Origin of the sequence: Hafnia alvei, from assembly GCF_964063325.1 — a bacterium.
GTDB classification, from domain to species: Bacteria; Pseudomonadota; Gammaproteobacteria; order Enterobacterales; family Enterobacteriaceae; genus Hafnia; species Hafnia alvei_B.
Window position 1 is genome coordinate 3,953,254 of record NZ_OZ061315.1, and the last position, 18,949, is coordinate 3,972,202.

At 48.9% G+C, this 18,949-nt stretch carries 16 protein-coding genes; 7 read left to right on the top strand and 9 right to left on the bottom strand.

The features are described from left to right. Positions 1–2: 2 nt before the first annotated feature. The 6 genes from xdhB to AB3Y96_RS18520 all read left to right on the top strand — a co-directional run bounded on the left by xdhB (position 3) and on the right by AB3Y96_RS18520 (position 6,354). A complete protein-coding gene (xdhB, locus tag AB3Y96_RS18495; RefSeq protein ID WP_072310009.1) occupies positions 3–881 on the top strand; it encodes a xanthine dehydrogenase FAD-binding subunit XdhB in 879 nt (292 codons plus the stop codon). Beyond that, the gene (gene xdhC, locus AB3Y96_RS18500) at positions 878–1,354 is read left to right on the top strand and encodes a xanthine dehydrogenase iron sulfur-binding subunit XdhC (protein ID WP_072310008.1); all 477 of its coding nucleotides are present in this window, start codon (positions 878–880) and stop codon (positions 1,352–1,354) included. The genes xdhB and xdhC overlap by 4 nt, the downstream gene beginning before the upstream one ends. A gap of 167 nt (positions 1,355–1,521) precedes the next feature. After that, positions 1,522–1,965: a PTS fructose transporter subunit IIA gene (locus AB3Y96_RS18505; protein WP_072310007.1), complete on the top strand. Its 444-nt coding sequence runs from the start codon at positions 1,522–1,524 to the stop codon at positions 1,963–1,965. 25 nt (positions 1,966–1,990) lie between these two features. Further along, complete coding sequence (locus AB3Y96_RS18510; RefSeq protein WP_072310006.1) at positions 1,991–3,436, top strand: PTS fructose-like transporter subunit IIBC; 1,446 nt, start codon at positions 1,991–1,993, stop codon at positions 3,434–3,436. A 1-nt stretch (position 3,437) separates the two neighbouring features. Next, complete coding sequence (locus AB3Y96_RS18515) at positions 3,438–4,514, top strand: peptidase (RefSeq protein WP_072310005.1); 1,077 nt, start codon at positions 3,438–3,440, stop codon at positions 4,512–4,514. Between the two features lie 82 nt (positions 4,515–4,596). After that, positions 4,597–6,354 (top strand): putative frv operon regulatory protein, encoded by a 1,758-nt coding sequence (locus tag AB3Y96_RS18520; RefSeq protein ID WP_367299914.1) that lies wholly within the window; start codon positions 4,597–4,599, stop codon positions 6,352–6,354. A gap of 190 nt (positions 6,355–6,544) precedes the next feature. Here AB3Y96_RS18520 and ispH read toward each other — a convergent pair whose 3' ends face one another. The 5 genes from ispH to ribF form a co-directional block, all read right to left on the bottom strand. Beyond that, a complete protein-coding gene (gene ispH, locus AB3Y96_RS18525; protein ID WP_072310003.1) occupies positions 6,545–7,498 on the bottom strand; it encodes a 4-hydroxy-3-methylbut-2-enyl diphosphate reductase in 954 nt (317 codons plus the stop codon). Further along, the gene (fkpB, locus tag AB3Y96_RS18530) at positions 7,479–7,949 is read right to left on the bottom strand and encodes an FKBP-type peptidyl-prolyl cis-trans isomerase (protein WP_367299915.1); all 471 of its coding nucleotides are present in this window, start codon (positions 7,947–7,949) and stop codon (positions 7,479–7,481) included. Before fkpB ends, ispH begins: the two co-directional genes overlap by 20 nt. A 5-nt stretch (positions 7,950–7,954) precedes the next feature. Beyond that, positions 7,955–8,446: a signal peptidase II gene (gene lspA, locus AB3Y96_RS18535; RefSeq protein ID WP_072310086.1), complete on the bottom strand. Its 492-nt coding sequence runs from the start codon at positions 8,444–8,446 to the stop codon at positions 7,955–7,957. 11 nt (positions 8,447–8,457) lie between these two features. Next, positions 8,458–11,307, bottom strand: a complete 2,850-nt coding sequence (ileS, locus tag AB3Y96_RS18540; RefSeq protein ID WP_367299916.1) for an isoleucine--tRNA ligase — start codon at positions 11,305–11,307, stop codon at positions 8,458–8,460. A gap of 86 nt (positions 11,308–11,393) precedes the next feature. Then, entirely contained in the window at positions 11,394–12,332 is a 939-nt protein-coding gene (gene ribF, locus AB3Y96_RS18545) for a bifunctional riboflavin kinase/FAD synthetase (RefSeq protein WP_025801417.1), read from the bottom strand. A gap of 441 nt (positions 12,333–12,773) precedes the next feature. Between ribF and rpsT the strand changes: the two genes are divergently transcribed. Then, positions 12,774–13,037 (top strand): 30S ribosomal protein S20, encoded by a 264-nt coding sequence (gene rpsT / locus AB3Y96_RS18550; RefSeq protein ID WP_008814663.1) that lies wholly within the window; start codon positions 12,774–12,776, stop codon positions 13,035–13,037. An 81-nt stretch (positions 13,038–13,118) separates the two neighbouring features. Here rpsT and nhaR read toward each other — a convergent pair whose 3' ends face one another. From nhaR to dnaK, 4 genes are all read right to left on the bottom strand, one after another. Next, complete coding sequence (nhaR, locus tag AB3Y96_RS18555) at positions 13,119–14,021, bottom strand: transcriptional activator NhaR (protein WP_025801416.1); 903 nt, start codon at positions 14,019–14,021, stop codon at positions 13,119–13,121. A gap of 218 nt (positions 14,022–14,239) precedes the next feature. Then, entirely contained in the window at positions 14,240–15,424 is a 1,185-nt protein-coding gene (gene nhaA / locus AB3Y96_RS18560; protein WP_367300344.1) for a Na+/H+ antiporter NhaA, read from the bottom strand. Between the two features lie 222 nt (positions 15,425–15,646). Continuing rightward, positions 15,647–16,780 carry a molecular chaperone DnaJ gene (gene dnaJ / locus AB3Y96_RS18565; protein WP_367299917.1) on the bottom strand — a complete coding sequence of 378 codons (1,134 nt, stop codon included), beginning with the start codon at positions 16,778–16,780 and terminating at the stop codon, positions 15,647–15,649. A 121-nt stretch (positions 16,781–16,901) separates the two neighbouring features. Next, on the bottom strand, positions 16,902–18,812 hold the full coding sequence (gene dnaK, locus AB3Y96_RS18570) for a molecular chaperone DnaK (RefSeq protein WP_040045422.1): 1,911 nt from the start codon (positions 18,810–18,812) through the stop codon (positions 16,902–16,904). Positions 18,813–18,949: the final 137 nt, after the last annotated feature.

Sequence of the window (18,949 nt, forward strand, 5' to 3'; positions counted from 1 at the left end):
TCATGTACGATATCGAAAACTACTACCGTGCTCGCAGCGTGCTGCATGCCTGTGAGCTACTCACTGAATATCCACAAGCACGGCTTTTAGCCGGCGGCACCGATGTGCTGATCCAGCTTCATCACCTAAACCCCAAATACCGCCACATTGTTGATGTTCATGATTTACCCGAGTTAAAGGGGATCGGCATCGATCGCCATCATCATTTACGGATCGGCTCGGCAACCACCTTTACTGAACTCATTGAACATCCGCTAATTCAGCAGCATCTGCCACTGCTTGCCGAGGCAGCGGCAACAATAGCGGGCCCTCAGGTACGTAACGTTGCGACCTATGGCGGCAATATCTGCAACGGAGCAACAAGCGCGGACTCAGCATCTCCCACCTTGGCGCTGAAAGCTGAACTAGAAATTGCGACCGCTCACGGTTGTTATCGGCGCTCTATCGAAGGTTTCCACACGGGTCCTGGAAAAGTCGCGCTACAGCAAGGCGAAATTGTGGTTGCCTTCTATTTTGCGCCTGAGTATTACCAAGATATTGGCAGCAGCTACATTAAATACGCCATGCGCGGTGCAATGGATATCGCCACGATTGGCTGTTCGGCGGTATGCCGCATCGCTCAAGGCCGCTTCACCGATCTACGTCTCACCTATGGCGTTGCAGCACCTACACCTATTCGCTGCCCATATGCCGAGCAAAGCGCCATTGGCCAACCGCTGAATCAACAAACGCTGGCGGCTATCTGTGAAGCCGTAGCTCAGGATGTTTCTCCGCGTTCATCATGGCGCGCAGAAAAATCGTTTCGCCTGCATCTTATTCGCACCTTGGCTCAGCGTGCTATTTCACTCGCCGTCGAACGTGCTGGAGGTAAAATCGCATGAATCGTAAGCATTGGGTTGATATTGAATGTGAAATAAATGGAAAGCGTTATCCCTTTACGATTTCTCCCGCGCTGTCGTTGATGGAGCTTCTTAGAGATGAAGGGCTAACCAGCGTGAAACAGGGCTGTGGGGTAGGAGAATGCGGAGCCTGCACCGTGCTTATCGACGGCGTCGCAACCGATAGCTGTTTATACCTCGCCGTATGGGCCGATGGAAAACGTATCAGCACCGCCGAAGGTGAAGTAAAAAACGGCCAACTCTCGCAGGTACAGCAGGCCTATGTGAATGCCGGTGCCGTACAGTGTGGCTTCTGCACGCCGGGTCTGGTGATGGCAACCACGGCGCTGCTCGCCAAACACCCGTCCCGCCCGTTAACTCATGAAGAAATTCGCCGAGGATTAGCAGGAAACCTATGCCGCTGCACTGGCTATCAAATGGTGATCCGTGCGGTGGAAGCGTGTAGTAAACCGTAATACGGTCACAGCACAATGTGAAACTGCTCGCAATTTTTAGCCACCATTGACGGCGAAAACGTCACCCTCTCAATGACATCTTCGCCGTTACTCCTTTCCGCCATGCGCCTTATTATATTTACGTATCGCATTCGTATTGCCCGCATAACTCGCATAAGGAGGGCACTTTGGCGCTTATTACCTACGCAGACATTGATCTGAACATCAGTGGAAATACCCAATACGCGGTGCTGAAATCACTCAGTCAAATGGCTGTCGCACGAGGATTCGTGAACGATCAAGCCCGCTATCTACAAACCTTGTTGCTAAGAGAAAAAGAGTCCTCCACCAGTTTTGGCTGCGGTGTCGCTATTCCTCATGGCAAATCTGCGGTTGTTCACCAGCCTTTTGTGTTATTTGCTAGAAGCGCCCAAGGCGTGGACTGGCAGGCCGAAGACGGTGAACTAGCATCGTGTTGGATCTGCTTAGGTGTTCCCCAGACCAGTGCCAGCGAGCAGATAGGCATGATATCTAAGCTGTGCCGCAAGGTAATTTACCCTGATTTTATTGCGCAGATAAAAAGCCTAGATAGCGCAGGTATTGTCACATTACTGAACGCGACCCTAGCTTAATCCTATCGCCGTCAAGGACAGAACAATGGAAACTGCTCTGAAGATAGTCGCTATCACCAACTGCCCAGCGGGTATCGCGCATACCTACATGGTTGCTGAAGCATTAGAAAATAAAGCCCGAGAATTAGGTTATCAAATAAAGGTTGAAACCCAAGGCTCCAGCGGGGTTGAAAATCGCCTCACGCCGGATGAAATCCATGCCGCAGACTATGTAATTTTAGCTATCGGCCGTGGTTTGAGCGAAGAAGATCGCCAACGCTTTGCAGGCAAAAAAGTATTTGAAATAAAGATCTCGCAGGCGCTAAAAAACATTGACCAGATCTATCAACAGTTGGAACAGAATTCACTGCTTTTGGGCATGGAAAGCGCAGTACGCCTAGGCAAGCAGGATGTTGAGCCGGACAGCCTGATGAGCCACCTGATGGCTGGTGTTTCAGCCGCACTACCGTTTGTCATCGGCGGGGGTTTATTGGTTGCTGTAGCAAATATGCTGGTCCAACTCGGCTTGCCCTATCACGACATGACCAAGGGCTCCCCGTCATTTACGTGGGTGATGGAGTCAATCGGCTACCTCGGGTTTAAATTTATGATCCCGATAATGGGTGCCTACATTGCCTATTCGATCAGCGATAAACCTGCCTTCGCACCGGCTTTCTTAGTGTGCTATTTGGCAAACGACAATGCGCTATTAGGTACGCAATCCGGCGCGGGTTTTCTCGGCGCGGTGATTTTAGGTCTAAGTATCGGATACTTTGTGAAATACTTCCGCAGGGTAAAGTTGGGCAAAGCGCTGCAACCTCTGCTGGGTTCAATGTTAATCCCATTTGTTACGCTGCTAGTTTTTGGCATCCTAACTTATTACATCATCGGCCCAGTTATGGGCAGCATGATGGATTATCTACTGCATTTCCTAAACACGATTCCAACCTCCATGAAGCTATTGGCCGCATTCCTCGTCGGTGCAATGCTGGCTTTTGATATGGGTGGCCCAATCAATAAAACAGCCTGGTTTTTCTGCTTCTCGCTGTTGGACAAACATATTTACGACTGGTATGCGATTGTCGGCGTGGTGGCACTAATGCCACCGATGGCCGCAGGACTGGCTACGTTTATCACCCCTAAACTGTTTACTCAACAGGAAAGAGACGCCGCTGGCAGTGCCATTGTGGTAGGTGCAACCGTGGCGACTGAACCCGCGATCCCCTACGCACTTGCTGCTCCGCTACCGATGATCACCGCCAATACGCTGAGCGGTGGCATAACCGGCATGCTAGTCATTGCATTTGGTATTAAACGATTAGCGCCTGGATTAGGCATTTTTGATCCGCTGATTGGGCTGATGTCACCGGGATTATCGTTCTATTTGGTTTTAGCTTGCGGATTAGCACTTAACATTTTTCTTATCGTGGTACTGAAAGGTGCATGGCTGAAGCGTCAGGCAGCCAAACAAATAACAAATTTAAAGGTGTGACATGAACATAAATCCGCTCAGCACGGCACTGCTCGAAACCCTATGCAACGCACATGGCGTGAGCGGTGATGAACACGAGATCCGTGAAATTTTGCATCACGAGTTGCAAGATCACGCCGATGAAATCACTTTCGATGGTTTGGGCAGTTTTATTGCTAAAAAAGGTAGCAAAGGGCCAAAGGTGGCGATTGTCGCTCACATGGACGAAGTCGGCATGATGGTGAAGTTTATCAGCAATGAAGGCTATCTTTACTTCGACACCATCGGTTCATGGTGGAATCAATCGATGCTTAACCACCGAATGCAAATCCGCACCCGCAGCGGAAATAAAATACTCGGTATCGTTGGCTCTATCGCTCCACATGCCTTGAACGAAAAACAGAAGCAAAGCCCGATTGAACTCGACGACATGTTTATTGACGTTGGGGCTTCATCCGCCAAAGCAGTCGAAGCTATGGGCATTGCGGTGGGGGACTTTATCTGCCCTGAGCCAAACTATAGTTTATTAGGGGCAAACCGCGTTTTGGCTAAAGCATTGGATAATCGCGCGGGATGCGCATTAGCTGTAGAGCTGTTTAAACAAGTCAGTAATCCAGATATCACGCTATATTCAGTTGCTACAGTACAAGAAGAGGTGGGGCTACGCGGTGCTCAGGCCTCTGCTGAAACAATCAAACCAGACATAGTCATCGTGATAGATACTGCGGTTGCAGGAGATATTCCCGGTATCAACACCATCAAATTTCCGCTTCGCCTAGATGCAGGCCCCGCTGTGATGCTGTTTGATAAACGTTATTTCCCTCACCAGAAACTCACGGCAGAAATAAAATCTTGCGCGGTAACTGCACAACAACCACTACAAGTATGCACTATGAAAACGGGTGCTACCGACGCTGGCCGCTATAACGTAATGGGTGGTGGTCGCCCCGTTGTCGCGTTATGCTTACCTACGCGCTACCTGCATGCCAACTCATCGATGATTTCCATTCAGGACTATCGCGCCCTCAGCCAAATTTTAAATGAATTCTTGCAGAATTATAATGCAGCAAAACATTTAGAACTGAGCCGCTATCTTTAGCACAGCGTGAAAGATCTCATGCAGAGATCTTTCTTTTAACCGCTATTTAAACACATTAGATAAATAACCAAGCCGATACTCTATGCTAAATAACCGCCAGTTAACCATCATTGATATATTGGAACACCAAAATATAAGCGGTTTAGCGTTGGCTAAAAAAATAAACGTTTCCACACGCACTATTATGCGTGATATCGACTACATTAATTTCACACTAGGTTCAGCAGCTATCATACGCTCTCCACTCAATAGTATAGGTTATACACTAGACATATTAGAACGTGAGGCGTTTTACCGTGCGTTAAGCAAGCATGATAACGATGACAGAATTCTTCTTGAACTATTAACCCAGCCCTACGTCACGCTGTCTGGCTTTGCAAATATCCTAAAACTGCCAGCGACAATTGTGGCTGAAAAAGTTAATCAGCTCAGAGCACGTTATGAAAAATCATTGTGTATTAGCTCTAAACCAAATGCAGGTCATTACATTGATGAACCACTGCTAAAAAAAACGCTTATTTTAGCAAATCTGATAAAAAAGAATCCGGCCGAAGTCTGCCCGTTGCTCAAAAGCACGCTCGAGAGTTATCGTGCGATGAGCGCAGCAGCTGAGCGTGTTCAGCCTCACATCGACTATCATTATAAGAACGGTGAGTATTTGGCAAGCCTGCTGCTCGCTGTATATCACATGCCACGTGAAACTACCGCTGGCACTACGCAAGATCCCTATTATTCACAGATCTATGCTGCCGCCGATCTGCCTATAACTTATGCGCTTGTGGAGTGCGCCACAAACGTGATTAATATTTTAAAGCAAAATCAGTCGCGGATTAGTCCTACCACGTTACAACCGCTATTACATTCACTCTGTCTACAGCACCGCGAAGGTTTTGTAGATAATGAGCTTATTAACGACCTCAGCCAACATATATCTCGCTATGCTGCCTATCCTGACTATTTACCCGACTATAGAAATAGTAGTATTAATCATATTAAAGCCACATACCCCGTAGCTTTTGATTTAAGCATCCAGTTAGTCAGCAAAATAAAAGAACACTTTGGTGTGGAAATTTTCGACATCGACCTTATTGGGCTTTATTTTTCTTGTGCTATTGAAAGACAAAATAGGGTTGAACAAAAAATAATTTTATTTTCCTCTCAATATGCTATCGCTAACATTAACCGAATGGCAATTGAACGTGAAATCGCCGACACAACAGTGTTTATCGTCAACGATGTCAATGAACTTTATGCATTGCTTAATGATACCTCCCCAATTTTAATCATCAATAACAGCCAAAACAGACTTCCAGAACTCGTTGATATTAAAACTATCACATTAAAAAGTATCATTTCCGAATCTGGAATTAAGAAAATTAAAGATTATATTAGTCATATCACCATCCGTAACAATCTAAATAAGTTTATTCCTGCCGAGCCTGCATTTAGCTATGACAATGCGCCGAACCAAAGTTGGCTTAGTATCATTAGCAGCATTTGCCAACTGTTGGAACGCCGAAAAATCATCAGCAAAGCGGATGCCGAGCGTATTTATCAGCGAGAAACAGAAGGCGAAAATTTGATTGTGAATCACATCGCGATTCCACACTGCATCAGCGCAGATAAAAAATCATTTTTCGCCGTATTTGTCCGTCTAGCCATGCCGCTTATGCTCAATGGCGAATGGGTTTATCACGTGCTACTTACCTGTACTAATCCTACCGCAACCCACGAGTTACAGATATTCAGTTATTTGGCTTTTACATTAAATGCCTGTGATAAAAACCAAATTATGCAGATCAACGATCATGCTGATTTTATTGAACTGATTAAATCTTAGATATTGAATACCTAACATCACGCGGTGATATTTCAGTTCGTAAAGCAGTATCGTTTTTACAACGGCTCATCGAATATTTTTTGCTTTCTGTTTTTTGAGTTTTTCTACGATAAAAAAGATAAAAAAATGCCTGATGAAACTCATCAGGCATTGACAATATTATATTCTCATGCACTCAAATGGTTGAAGGTTAGTCAACCACTTTCACATCCACGCGCAATTCTTTAGGCACTTCAAAGACGATGTTTTCTTCACGCCCTTGCATCTCAACGGCACCTTCGCCGCCTAACGCTTGAAGGCGTTTAATCACGTCTTGAACCAAGATATCAGGGGCTGAAGCACCTGCGGTGACGCCGATACGCTTCACATCTTTCAGCCACTCTTCGCGAATATCCTCCGCCGAGTCGATCAAAAATGCGGGGATACCTGCACGCTGGGCCAGTTCTGCCAAGCGGTTAGAGTTGGATGAGTTTTTCGACCCTACCACCAACACCACTTCAGCCTCACTAGCAAGGTTGCGCACGGCTTCCTGACGGTTGGTGGTGGCATAACAGATATCATCTTTACGCGGGCCGACAATCTTAGGGAATCGCTCACGCAGAGCATCAATGATGTCTGACGTATCATCCACGGAAAGCGTGGTCTGAGTCATAAAGCACAGGTTATTTTCATTTTTCACCTGCAGCTTCCAAACGTCTTCCGGCGACTCAACCAAATACATCCCACCCTCAGGATTATTGTATTGCCCCATCGTGCCTTCAACTTCTGGATGCCCCGCATGGCCAATCAAAATGGCCTCGGTTCCTTTACGGCTAGCACGCGCAACTTCCATATGTACTTTAGTGACCAGTGGACAGGTCGCATCGTAGAGCATGGTGAGATTACGCGCTTTAGCTTCGGCGCGAACGGCTTGGGATACACCGTGAGCCGAGAAAATCAGAATCGTGTTATCGGGCACTTCACTGATTTCTTCAATGAACACCGCCCCGCGTTCGCGCAGGCTGTTGACCACATAGCGGTTATGTACCACTTCATGACGAACATAAATCGGCGCACCATAAATCTCTAGCGCGCGTTCAACGATACTAATGGCTCGGTCGACACCCGCGCAGAAGCCGCGCGGGTTAGCCAGCAGGATTTGCATCAACGTCTCCCTGCTGCGGGTCAATCTCCAACACCTCTACATCAAAGGTTACCGGATGTCCCGCAAGCGGATGGTTAAAATCAACGGTCACTGAGTCACAAGCAACTTCACGCACGATACCCGGCATTTCGCTGCCGTCTCGGCCAGTGAACATCATAATGGTTCCCGCTTCCGGCACGCCAACGTCGGCGAAATCACGGCGGGTAAAGAACTGAACCAAATCGGGGCTATTTTCACCAAACGCGTCTTGCGGCTGCAAGGTGAACTGGAACTTATCGCCCGCCTGATGTCCCAGCAAGTGCTCTTCCAGCGCGTCGGATAAACTGCCATCGCCCAAACGGAACAACGCAGGTTTGCCGCAGCTGCGCGTTGACTCGGCCTGCGTGCCATCCTCTAACTGCAAGGTAAAATGCACTAACACTGCGCTGTTGCTTTGCACTTGCTGAGTCATACCTGCTATCCCTTTTTCTTCGCGGGAAGGAAACCTTCCAAAACAATGAGTGCTGCGCCAATACAGATCGCCGAGTCAGCTAGGTTGAAGGTGGCAAAATGCCAATCTCCCACGTAGAAGTCGATCATATCGACAACAAAACCATGCCACAGACGATCAAACAGATTGCCCAGTGCCCCACCGATAATCAGCGCATAGGCGATGTTATTGAGTTTTTGTGTCGCCCGAGAGCGATACATCATCACTAACAACGCCACGCAGATGGCGATGGCGATACCGGCAAAGAACCAGCGCTGCCAGCCACCGCTGTCAGCCAAGAAGCTGAAAGCGGCGCCGTAGTTGCGTGCATAGTGTAGATTTAGCGATGGCAGCAGTGCTTTGGTTTCACCCAAGGCGAAGTCCTGCAAAATTAAATACTTGCTGCCTAAATCAATCACTAACACGACAAGCACCAGCCAAAGCCAGCGCAGTCCCGTAGACATTATTGGTCGTTTCATCGCGTCAGCCATTATGCAAACTTACGTTTTTCGCCGTGACCGGCAACGTTCGTAATGCAACGTGGGCACAGGTCTGGATGCTCAGCATTCTGACCAATCTCGGTAGAGAAGTGCCAGCAGCGAGGACATTTCTGACCATCAGCCTTGAGCAACGCAACTTTCAGACCTTTCAGCACATCGCTTTGTACGGCGTCTGCCGGTGCGTTTGCCAATGGTTCAACCTGAGCCGCAGAGGTGATCAGCACGAAGCGCAGTTCATCTTCTAGGCTGTTCAGTTTGGCGATCAAATCGTCATCCGCATACAGCGTTACGCTGGCTTCCAAAGAGCCGCCTACGCGTTTGTCGTTACGTGCCTGCTCAATGACCTTGTTCACTTCACCACGTACTTTCAGCAGCTCGGCCCAGAACTCGTTGTTCATAGACTCCGCGTTGCCTAAGCCGAACAGGCCCTGATACCACTCTTCAGTGAAAACATACTCGGCGCGGTCGCCCGGCAAGTAGCCCCACAGTTCATCGGCGGTAAAGGACATGATCGGTGCCATCCAGCGAACCAGTGCCTCGGCAATGTGGAACAACGCAGTCTGGCAGCTACGACGCGCAATGCTGTCGGCTTTGGTGGTGTACTGACGATCTTTGATGATATCCAGATAGAAGGAACCCATCTCAACCGAGCAGAACTGCATCAGGCGTTGAACCACTTCGTGGAAATCATAGTTTTCATAGGAAACCAGAATTTCTTTCTGTGCTTCCATCGCACGCTCTACCGCCCAGCGATCCAGAACTACCATCTCTTCAGGTTTCACCATGTGCTGTTTCGGGTCGAAGCCGTTCAGGTTAGCCAACAAGAAACGTGCGGTGTTACGGATGCGACGATAAGAGTCGGCAGAACGCTTCAGAATTTCATCTGAAACCGCGATTTCACCGGTGTAGTCGGTAGAAGCCACCCATAGACGTAGGATATCGCCACCCAGTTTGTTCATCACATCCTGAGGGCTCACGGTGTTACCGATAGATTTGGACATTTTGCGTCCCTGACCATCAACGGTGAAGCCGTGAGTCAGTACCTGACGGTAAGGCGCTTTGCCTTTCATCGCGGTAGAAATCATCAGAGAAGACATAAACCAACCACGATGCTGGTCAGAGCCTTCCAAATACATATCTGCGGTGTTGCCATGGAATTCAGGGCGTGCATCAACCACGGAGAAGCTGGTTGAACCGGAGTCAAACCATACGTCCAAGGTATCTGGCACTTTTTCATACTGGTCAGCGTCTGCGCCCAAAATATCTTTTGGATCCAGATCCCACCAAGCTTGAATACCGTCTTTCTCAACGCGCTTCGCCACTTCTTCCATCAATTCGATGGTACGCGGATGCAGTTCCTGAGTGTCTTTATGCACAAACATCGACATTGGCACACCCCACGTACGCTGACGAGAGATACACCAGTCAGGACGGTTTGCCACCATTGATTCGATACGTGCTTTACCCCATGCAGGGATCCAGCCGCTCATACCGTTTTCTTTCAGGCCAACCTGTTCAATTTCGTCGATCTCAGCCAGAGACTGTTTACGCAGCCCTTTCTGATCCATGCTGATAAACCACTGCGGGGTCGCACGGAAAATGATCGGCGTTTTATGGCGCCAGCAGCATGGATAGCTATGATTCATTTTTTCAACGTGCAGCAAAGCGCCGTGCTCTTTCAGCAGCTCAACCACAACGTCGTTGGCTTTGAATACAAACAAACCATCCAGACCTGGGAAGGTGCCTTTCAAATAGCAACCGTTCGAGCCGACTGGGTTTGCGGTTTCCAAACCATATTTTTGACCGATGACATAGTCATCTGGGCCATGACCCGGCGCGGTATGTACCGCACCTGTACCGGCTTCAAGCGTAACGTGCTCGCCCAGAACGATAGGCACATCAAAGCCCATGAATGGATGTTGGAAACGCATCAGTTCCAGATCGGCACCTTTGCAGCTTCCCAGCACGGTCCAAGACGTAATACCGGCGCGCTTCATCACGCTTTCAACCAGATCAGCCGCCAAAATCAGGCATTCGCCGTCAACCTGAACCAGTTGGTATTCGAATTCAGGATGTAATGAAACCGCACGGTTAGCTGGCATTGTCCACGGTGTGGTGGTCCAGATAACAACAGAAACGTTGCCTTCGGCTTCTTTAACGCCAAATTTAGCCAATACTTCGTTCTTATTGACCGCGGCAAAGCGCACGTCAATAGACGGAGAGGTTTTGTCGTAGTACTCAACTTCGGCTTCAGCCAGTGAAGAACCACAGTCTGGGCACCAGTGAACCGGCTTAGCACCTTTCATTAGGTGGCCGTTATCAACGATTTTAGCCAGCGCACGGATGATGTTAGCTTCGGTATCAAACGCCATCGTCAAGTAAGGATGATCCCAATCGCCCAGCACGCCCAGACGTTTGAAATCAGCTTTTTGGCCTTCAACCTGTTCGGCGGCGTATTCACGGCATTTAGCACGGAACTCAGCGGCGCTGAATTTCTCGCCTGGCTTACCAATCAGCTGCTCAACTTTCAGCTCAATCGGCAGACCGTGGCAGTCCCAGCCTGGGATGTACGGTGAGTCAAAACCGCTCAGGCCTTTGGACTTAATAATAATGTCTTTAAGAATCTTATTTACTGAGTGACCAATATGAATACTGCCGTTCGCATAAGGAGGGCCATCGTGCAAAATGAAAGTTTTCTTGCCTTTCTTCGCGTTACGGATAATCCCGTACAGATCCTGCTCATACCAACGTTGCAGCATGCCAGGTTCGCGCTTGGCGAGATCGCCGCGCATCGGGAACCCTGTTTCCGGCAAGTTCAGGGTATTCTTATAATCACTCATTCGATTCTCGGTTCCGTTTTCGGCTATCCCCTTGGCTCAATAAGCTGCTCATGCAGCTTTTATGACTTTGGGCATATGTATATAGATTAAACCGGTGTCGCCAGCCCAAAGAATTCCCGGGCCGTCACCACATCATTGGCGATTTGTTGCTTAAGTGCATCAAGCGAAGCAAAACGCTGTTCATTGCGCAGTTTTGCGCGGAGCACCACATCAATGTGGCGTCCATAGAGATCCATCGTGGTATCCAGTAGATGAACTTCTAGCTGCTGACGTATGCCAGCGACTGTTGGGCGGGTACCAATATTAGCCACACCGGGCAACGGTGTTGCTCCCAACCCATAAACATCAACGGCGTATACGCCTTTTACCGGTGCAACCAACCGTTTCAACGGTAGGTTGGCGGTTGGAAAACCAATAGTGCGCCCAACTTCATCACCGTGCACAACGCGCCCAGAAATGCTGTATGGATGGCCCAAAAGGCTTTCCGCGAGTTCAAGCTTATCTTCCTGCAATGCCTGTCGAACGGCGGTGCTGCTAATGCGCTTATTCCCTTCGCAAAAGCTGTCAGAGTTGGTCACGGTAAAGCCGAACTGTTCCCCGGCCTGTTTCAACAACTCATAGTCGCCCTGACGCCCAGCGCCAAAACGAAAATCATCACCGACCATCAAATATTTTACGCCGAGCTTTTCAACGAGTAACTTTTTAACAAAGTCATGAGCTGAATTCGCCGCAAAATCACGGTTAAAACGTACGCACAGGAGATAATCAACTCCTGCTTCTGCCAGATAGTGACATTTATCGCGTAACCGAGTCAGGCGAGCCGGCGCTTTATCTGCGCTGAACAGCTCTAACGGCTGGGGCTCAAAGATCATCACCATGACGGGCAGCCCCAAGCGCTTCCCTTCCTGCTTCAAACGGGCCAGCAAGGCCTGATGACCGCGGTGCACACCATCGAAGTTACCGATCGTCAGCACGCAGCCATGGTGGCGCGCCCGTAGATTGTGAATGCCGCGAATTAGCTCCATATCAGGCTCAAAACAGTGGAAATCGGCGGATTATACCTTGTACAGAGACTAAGGTTAACCAGCGATTAGAGAGTTTAAAGGGATTCTGCCACCATACCGGAGATAAGCCGCCGGTTAAATACATTACGCATGATTTCTACCACTCTATTTGTCTTTCGATAAAATCATATCCGTTACTCACCCCATCGCCTTTCAAGATGCTGGGGTATAAACCTGCGCTTTTATTGCAAACGCTGATATAATCAGCAACCGCACAGGAAAAAACTCTCGAAAGGGTGTATTCCAAGGGACAAAGCTGGTAAAATCCCGCGCCATCACAACGCGAAAGTGTCGTTCGTACAAGCGACGCTTATTTGCACAAATCCATTGACAACAGAGGGCTAAAAAGGCATATTTCTCGGCCTTTGAATTGTCCTCATAGAATATTTTGGGAGTTGGACCTTGGCTAATATCAAATCAGCTAAGAAACGCGCCGTACAATCTGAGAAGCGCCGCAAGCACAACGCTAGCCGTCGCTCCATGATGCGTACTTTCCTTAAGAAAGTATACGCGGCGATTGCAACCGGCGATAAAGCCGCTGCACAAAACGCATTTAACGAAATGCAACCAATCGTGGATCGCCAGGCTTGTAAAGGCCTGATCCACAAAAACAAAGCTGCACGCCATAAGTCAAACTTGGTAGCGCAAATCAACGCAATGCAGTAATTGCTTTACGTTGAAAGCTTTGAAAAAAACCGGCCTAGGCCGGTTTTTTTACGTCTCAACGTTACATCTCAACTAAGGCGCCTATCGGCTAAACAACGCTGAGAAATCTTTGTTACAGACACGCTGTACCGCCGGATGCTGAATCATTCGCTCGGCAAAAATCACGTAATACTCTTCCTGCAAGTTATCAATCCGCCCCACTTCCTTGATGTTTTCTGAGTCGTTCGCGTATAAATCCTGTGCATAAATCGACGGCGCAACAAAAATAGCATCGTGGAATTGAGCAAACGCCTTCATCAAAGCCGCATCATCAAACTCGCCGAGGATCTGCACCTGTAGCCCTTGGCTATTGAACCAGTTTAATAATTTACGTCCTAACATGGTTCGACGGCCTGGGATCAATAGCTTACGTTGCTCAAGGCAGGCAGGAAACGGCTGCTCAGGCAACGGCTGGCGACAGTAGAAACTCACGCCACACTCACCCAGCTTTACCGAGAACAGCCCTTCTTGCTGGCTAGAATCCACCGGACAATCCGATAAAATCATATCCAGCTTATGCTGGCTTAGCTGTTCCAACAGCATTTCATGTGTGGATTCAAAGCAGCGCAAATGAATTTGCTCGTGATCGGCAACCGCGGTTTCCAATACTTGGCTGACCAAGCGTTTAGACAGCGCATCGGCAACGCCAACGTCAAAGAGCATGTTGGATTCTTTGCGGTAGTTCACAATGTCGAGCATTTCTTGGCTAAGCATAAACATGCGGTCGGCATAACGAAAAACCAACTGTCCTAGCTCAGAAGGCACTAATCCGCGGCCTTGACGCTTAAATAGCTTTCCGCCCAAGCGTTCTTCTAAGGCTTTAATCTGTCCGGTAATCGTCTGCGGCGTTAAAAACAGCGCTTCAGCTGCGCCGACGACAGACCCTTCTTTGCAAACCTGCCAGAAATAATACAGGTGGTTAAAATTGATATGTGCCAGACGCACGATAGTGCTCTCCTATTCCCTTTCGCATAGTGAAAAACGATGCGAACATTGCTGCGGTATTTAAATCCAAAAGGCGGCACAAACAGTGCGACCAAGAAGGCGCAGCGGCGTATGACTTATCTTGCCACTAAAACCACTAAGCACCTATGATGAAGCCTCCCCAACGGGAGCCAGATTACAAAAGGCGCTCCATTTTCAATAAGAGCGCCCAAGAATACTTATGAATTCTCGACCGCCGCTCGGCGTGGCAGCACGCGACTCAAAAGCATATATCCCACAACAGCCGACGCAGTAGACCCCAGCAAAATGCCTAATCTTGAATACGTTGCCAGCTCTGGCGCTCCACCAGCAAACGCCAACGAAGCAATAAAGATAGACATCGTAAAGCCGATACCACACAGCACCGAAACGGCAAAAATATGCTGGAAGTTAATGTTCTCTGGTAAACGAGCCACGCCCATTTTTACCGCCACCCAGCTAAACAGGAAGATCCCAAGCGGCTTCCCAATAAACAGGCCCAGCATAATTCCGGAAGGCAGAATGCCCGTCAGATTTTCCAACGAAACACCCTGTAGAGATACGCCAGCATTCACAAAAGCGAACAATGGCAGAATCAAATACGCCACCCACGGATGCAGGCTGTGCTCTAATTTTTCAGCCGGGCGCTTACCGTTTTTCGCTTTAATCGGCAGCATAAAGCCAACAATAACGCCGGCCAAGGTGGCATGAACGCCTGATTTTAAAATCGCAGTCCACAGCACCGCACCGACCAGCAGGTAGACCGAGGTTTTGCCAACGCCGCGCCAGTTAAGATATCCCAGCACCGCAATGGATGCTGCGGCAACCCCCAAAGCAGGCAGAGAAACCTCATGGGTATAAAACAGCGCGATAATAACGATAACGCCTAAGTCATCGATAATGGCCAACGCCAGCAGAAACACCTTCAAGCTGGTTGGAACGCGATTCCCCAGCAAAGCCATAACGCCTAAAGCAAAAGCAATGTCCGTTGCCGCAGGAATTGCCCAGCCTTGGCTCGTCACAGGATCGGCATGGTTAAACGCGAGATAAATCAACGCGGGTGCAAACATTCCGCCTAACGCGGCAATAGCTGGGAAAATAGCTTGCTCGCGGCTGGCAAGAGAACCGCACATCAGTTCACGCTTAACCTCTAGCCCTACCACTAAAAAGAATACCGCCATCAGGCCATCGTTCACCCATAGCAGCAGAGTTTTATTGATATCCAACGCCATAAAACGGAACTGAACCGGTGAGTTTAAGAACTGCTGATAGAGATCGTGCAGTGGGCTGTTTGCCAATACTAAAGCCACAATTGCGGCCATGATGAGAATAATACCGCCAGCGGCCTCAAGGCGCAGAAACTGGCGGATTGCACGGGTTACCATAGTCACTCTCAGAAACTCCTTACACACATTCGTTAATAATGGGCGAGAGAACGAATTAATGCAGTTAGTTTACGGATTACTTTATTTCGGCAAAAGTAGTTTATAAGCGCTATTAACGTAGGAAAAACCGAGTTATTTATGAGTTTCGTCACACAATAATGTAAAAAAATCCCCACGTATTAGGCGGGGATTTTTATTAACTGCTTATTTTAAAAGAAAATCTTAACGGGTTAAATCGTCGAAGAATTTCTTTACACCGTCGAGGAAACTTTTAGATCGCGGGCTGTTATTCGCGCTCGAAGAATCACCGAAGCTTTCTTCCAGTTCGCGCAGCAGCTGTTTCTGTTTCTCGTTCAGGTTAACCGGTGTTTCAACCACAACGCGGCACAGCAGGTCGCCCTGACTTCCACCACGTACAGTTTTAACGCCTTTGCCCCGCATACGGAACATCTTGCCGGTCTGAGTTTCAGCAGGGATTTTCAGCTTAACGCGACCATCCAGCGTTGGAACTTCAATCTCACCGCCAAGTGCAGCCATCGCAAAGTTGATTGGTACTTCACAGAACAGATTATTATCTTCACGTTCGAAGATTGGGTGCGCTTTAACCTGAACCTGTACGTACAAATCACCCGCTGGAGCGCCATGCTCACCGGCTTCACCTTCGCCGCTTAAACGGATACGATCACCGGTATCAACGCCCGCAGGAATTTTCACCGACAGCGTTTTAGATTTCTCTACGCGGCCATGTCCATGACATTTGTTGCATGGGTCTTTGATAATCTGACCACGGCCGTGACAGTGTGGACACGGCTGTTGCACGGTAAAGAAGCCCTGACGCATCTGTACCTGACCTGCACCATGACAGGTCGGACAAGTGACAGGCTCAGTGCCTTTTTTCGCGCCGCTGCCGTGACAAACTTCGCACTCAACCAAGGTTGGAATGCGAATTTCTTTGGTCACACCGCGCACCGCCTCTTCCAGCGTCAGCTCCATGTTATAACGGAGATCTGCACCACGGGTCGCACGCTGACGGCGACCGCCGCCGAAGATGTCGCCGAACACGTCACCAAAGATGTCGCTGAAGTCTGCACCGCCGCCGCCATATCCGCCGCCACCGCCGCCCATGCCACCTTGCTCGAAGGCTGCATGACCATATTGATCGTAGGCTGCACGTTTCTGCGCGTCGGTTAAGATTTCGTAGGCTTCTTTAACCTCTTTAAACTTTTCTTCAGCGTCTTTTTCCTGATTGCGGTCAGGGTGAAACTTCATCGCTAGGCGCTTATAAGCCTTTTTGATTTCGCGCTCTTCCGCGTCGCGGGATACGCCCAAAACCTCGTAATAGTCTCTTTTCGCCATTTTCTATCCTGCCCTTAACATAACTGCACGGGCGTTGAGTTTCCTCGACGCCCGTGCCGGTTAATAGTAACGACGCTTAATGGTTAACCACTACCGTCTTTACCTAGCCCGCTAAGGGCGATTATTTTTTATCTTTCACTTCTTCGAATTCAGCATCTACCACGTCGTCATCTTTCTGAGCGCTGGTATCTGCCTGCTGAGCACCACCGGCCTGAGCCTGCTGCTGAGCCATTTCTAACAGTTTGCTTGAAGCCTGAACCAGAGTCTGGATTTTCGCTTCGATGTCAGCTTTATCTTCGCCTTTCGCTGCAGTATCCAGCTCAGCCAAAGCAGCTTCGATCGCAGTTTTGTCTTCTGCTGGCAGTTTATCGCCCGCTTCTTCCAACTGTTTGCGAGTACCGTGAACCAGCTGATCGGCTTGGTTACGAGTCTGTACCAGCTCTTCAAACTTACGGTCAGCTTCAGCGTTAGCTTCGGCATCACGAACCATTTTCTGGATTTCTTCTTCGTTCAGACCAGAAGAAGCCTTGATGGTGATCTTCTGCTCTTTACCGCTGTTTTTGTCTTTAGCAGACACGTGCAGGATACCGTCGGCATCGATGTCGAAGGTGACTTCGATCTGCGGCATACCGCGTGGTGCAGGCTGGATACCATCTAGGTTGAACTGACCCAGAGATTTGTTATCCGCAGCACGCTTACGCTCACCCTGAATGACGTGAATAGTCACGGCAGACTGGTTGTCTTCAGCGGTTGAGAACACTTGGCTGTGCTTAGTTGGGATCGTGGTGTTCTTCGAAATCAGTGAAGTCATCACGCCGCCCATGGTTTCGATACCCAGAGACAGAGGGGTAACGTCCAGCAGCAGAACGTCTTTCACTTCACCGGTCAATACACCGCCCTGAACCGCAGCACCGATAGCCACTGCTTCGTCTGGGTTAACGTCTTTACGTGGTTCTTTACCGAAGAAATCAGCAACTTTCTTCTGAACCATAGGCATACGAGTCTGACCACCAACCAGGATAACGTCCTGTACGTCAGAAACAGACAGGCCTGCGTCTTTCAGAGCCACTTTCAGTGGTTCCATAGAACGGTTAACCAGATCTTCAACCAGTGATTCCAGTTTTGCACGGGTCACTTTGATGTTCATGTGTTTTGGACCAGACGCATCTGCAGTGATGTACGGCAGGTTAACGTCGGTCTGCTGAGCAGAAGACAGCTCAATTTTCGCTTTTTCAGCAGCTTCTTTCAGACGCTGCATCGCCAGCGGATCATTGCGCAGATCCATGCCCTGTTCTTTCTTGAATTCGTCAACCAGATAGTTGATCAGACGGCTGTCGAAGTCTTCACCACCCAGATGGGTATCACCGTTGGTTGCCAGAACTTCGAAGGTTTTTTCACCGTCAACTTCGTCGATCTCAATGATAGAGATATCGAAAGTACCACCACCCAAGTCGTAAACGGCAATAGTGCGGTTGCCGACTTCTTTATCCAAACCGTATGCCAAAGCAGCAGCGGTTGGTTCGTTGATGATACGTTTTACTTCCAGACCTGCGATACGGCCAGCATCTTTCGTTGCCTGACGCTGAGCATCGTTGAAGTATGCAGGAACGGTAATAACCGCTTCGGTTACTGGCTCACCCAAGAAGTCTTCTGCTGTTTTCTTCATTTTTTTCAGAACTTCAGCAGAAATCTGTGGTGGAGCAATTTTCTGACCTTTAACTTCGACCCATGCGTCGCCGTTGTCAGCGCCCACGATACCGAAAGGCATGATGCCTTTATCGCGCTGAACTTCTTCGTCTTGGAAACGACGACCAATCAAACGCTTGATCGCAAACAAAGTGTTTTGCGGGTTAGTCACAGCCTGACGTTTTGCTGGCTGACCAACCAGAATTTCGCCGTCCTGAGTATAAGCAATAATAGAAGGAGTGGTGCGGTCGCCCTCGGCGTTCTCCAGCACACGTGCGGTAGTTCCATCCATTACAGCTACACAAGAGTTAGTTGTACCCAGGTCGATACCAATAATTTTGCCCATCGAACATCTCCACTAAGAATTTTGTTATTAATCTCGTTGCTACCGTAGGTGGGGGCGATATTTTGCTTTTCAACCGCCTTTTTTTCTACCTACTCCCTAAATCATTCAAGTTGCGGCCAAGGCTCATACAGCTTGAA

What these genes read in the sequence shown, in the direction of transcription:
- xdhB (WP_072310009.1), top strand. Translation starts at nt 3, where the DNA reads ATGTACGATATCGAAAACTACTACCGTGCTCGCAGCGTGCTGCATGCC.
- xdhC (WP_072310008.1), top strand. Translation starts at nt 878, where the DNA reads ATGAATCGTAAGCATTGGGTTGATATTGAATGTGAAATAAATGGAAAG.
- AB3Y96_RS18510 (WP_072310006.1), top strand. Translation starts at nt 1,991, where the DNA reads ATGGAAACTGCTCTGAAGATAGTCGCTATCACCAACTGCCCAGCGGGT.
- AB3Y96_RS18515 (WP_072310005.1), top strand. Translation starts at nt 3,438, where the DNA reads ATGAACATAAATCCGCTCAGCACGGCACTGCTCGAAACCCTATGCAAC.
- AB3Y96_RS18520 (WP_367299914.1), top strand. Translation starts at nt 4,597, where the DNA reads ATGCTAAATAACCGCCAGTTAACCATCATTGATATATTGGAACACCAA.
- ispH (WP_072310003.1), bottom strand. Translation starts at nt 7,498, where the DNA reads ATGCAAATCCTGCTGGCTAACCCGCGCGGCTTCTGCGCGGGTGTCGAC.
- fkpB (WP_367299915.1), bottom strand. Translation starts at nt 7,949, where the DNA reads ATGACTCAGCAAGTGCAAAGCAACAGCGCAGTGTTAGTGCATTTTACC.
- lspA (WP_072310086.1), bottom strand. Translation starts at nt 8,446, where the DNA reads ATGAAACGACCAATAATGTCTACGGGACTGCGCTGGCTTTGGCTGGTG.
- ileS (WP_367299916.1), bottom strand. Translation starts at nt 11,307, where the DNA reads ATGAGTGATTATAAGAATACCCTGAACTTGCCGGAAACAGGGTTCCCG.
- ribF (WP_025801417.1), bottom strand. Translation starts at nt 12,332, where the DNA reads ATGGAGCTAATTCGCGGCATTCACAATCTACGGGCGCGCCACCATGGC.
- nhaA (WP_367300344.1), bottom strand. Translation starts at nt 15,424, where the DNA reads ATGGTAACCCGTGCAATCCGCCAGTTTCTGCGCCTTGAGGCCGCTGGC.
- dnaJ (WP_367299917.1), bottom strand. Translation starts at nt 16,780, where the DNA reads ATGGCGAAAAGAGACTATTACGAGGTTTTGGGCGTATCCCGCGACGCG.
- dnaK (WP_040045422.1), bottom strand. Translation starts at nt 18,812, where the DNA reads ATGGGCAAAATTATTGGTATCGACCTGGGTACAACTAACTCTTGTGTA.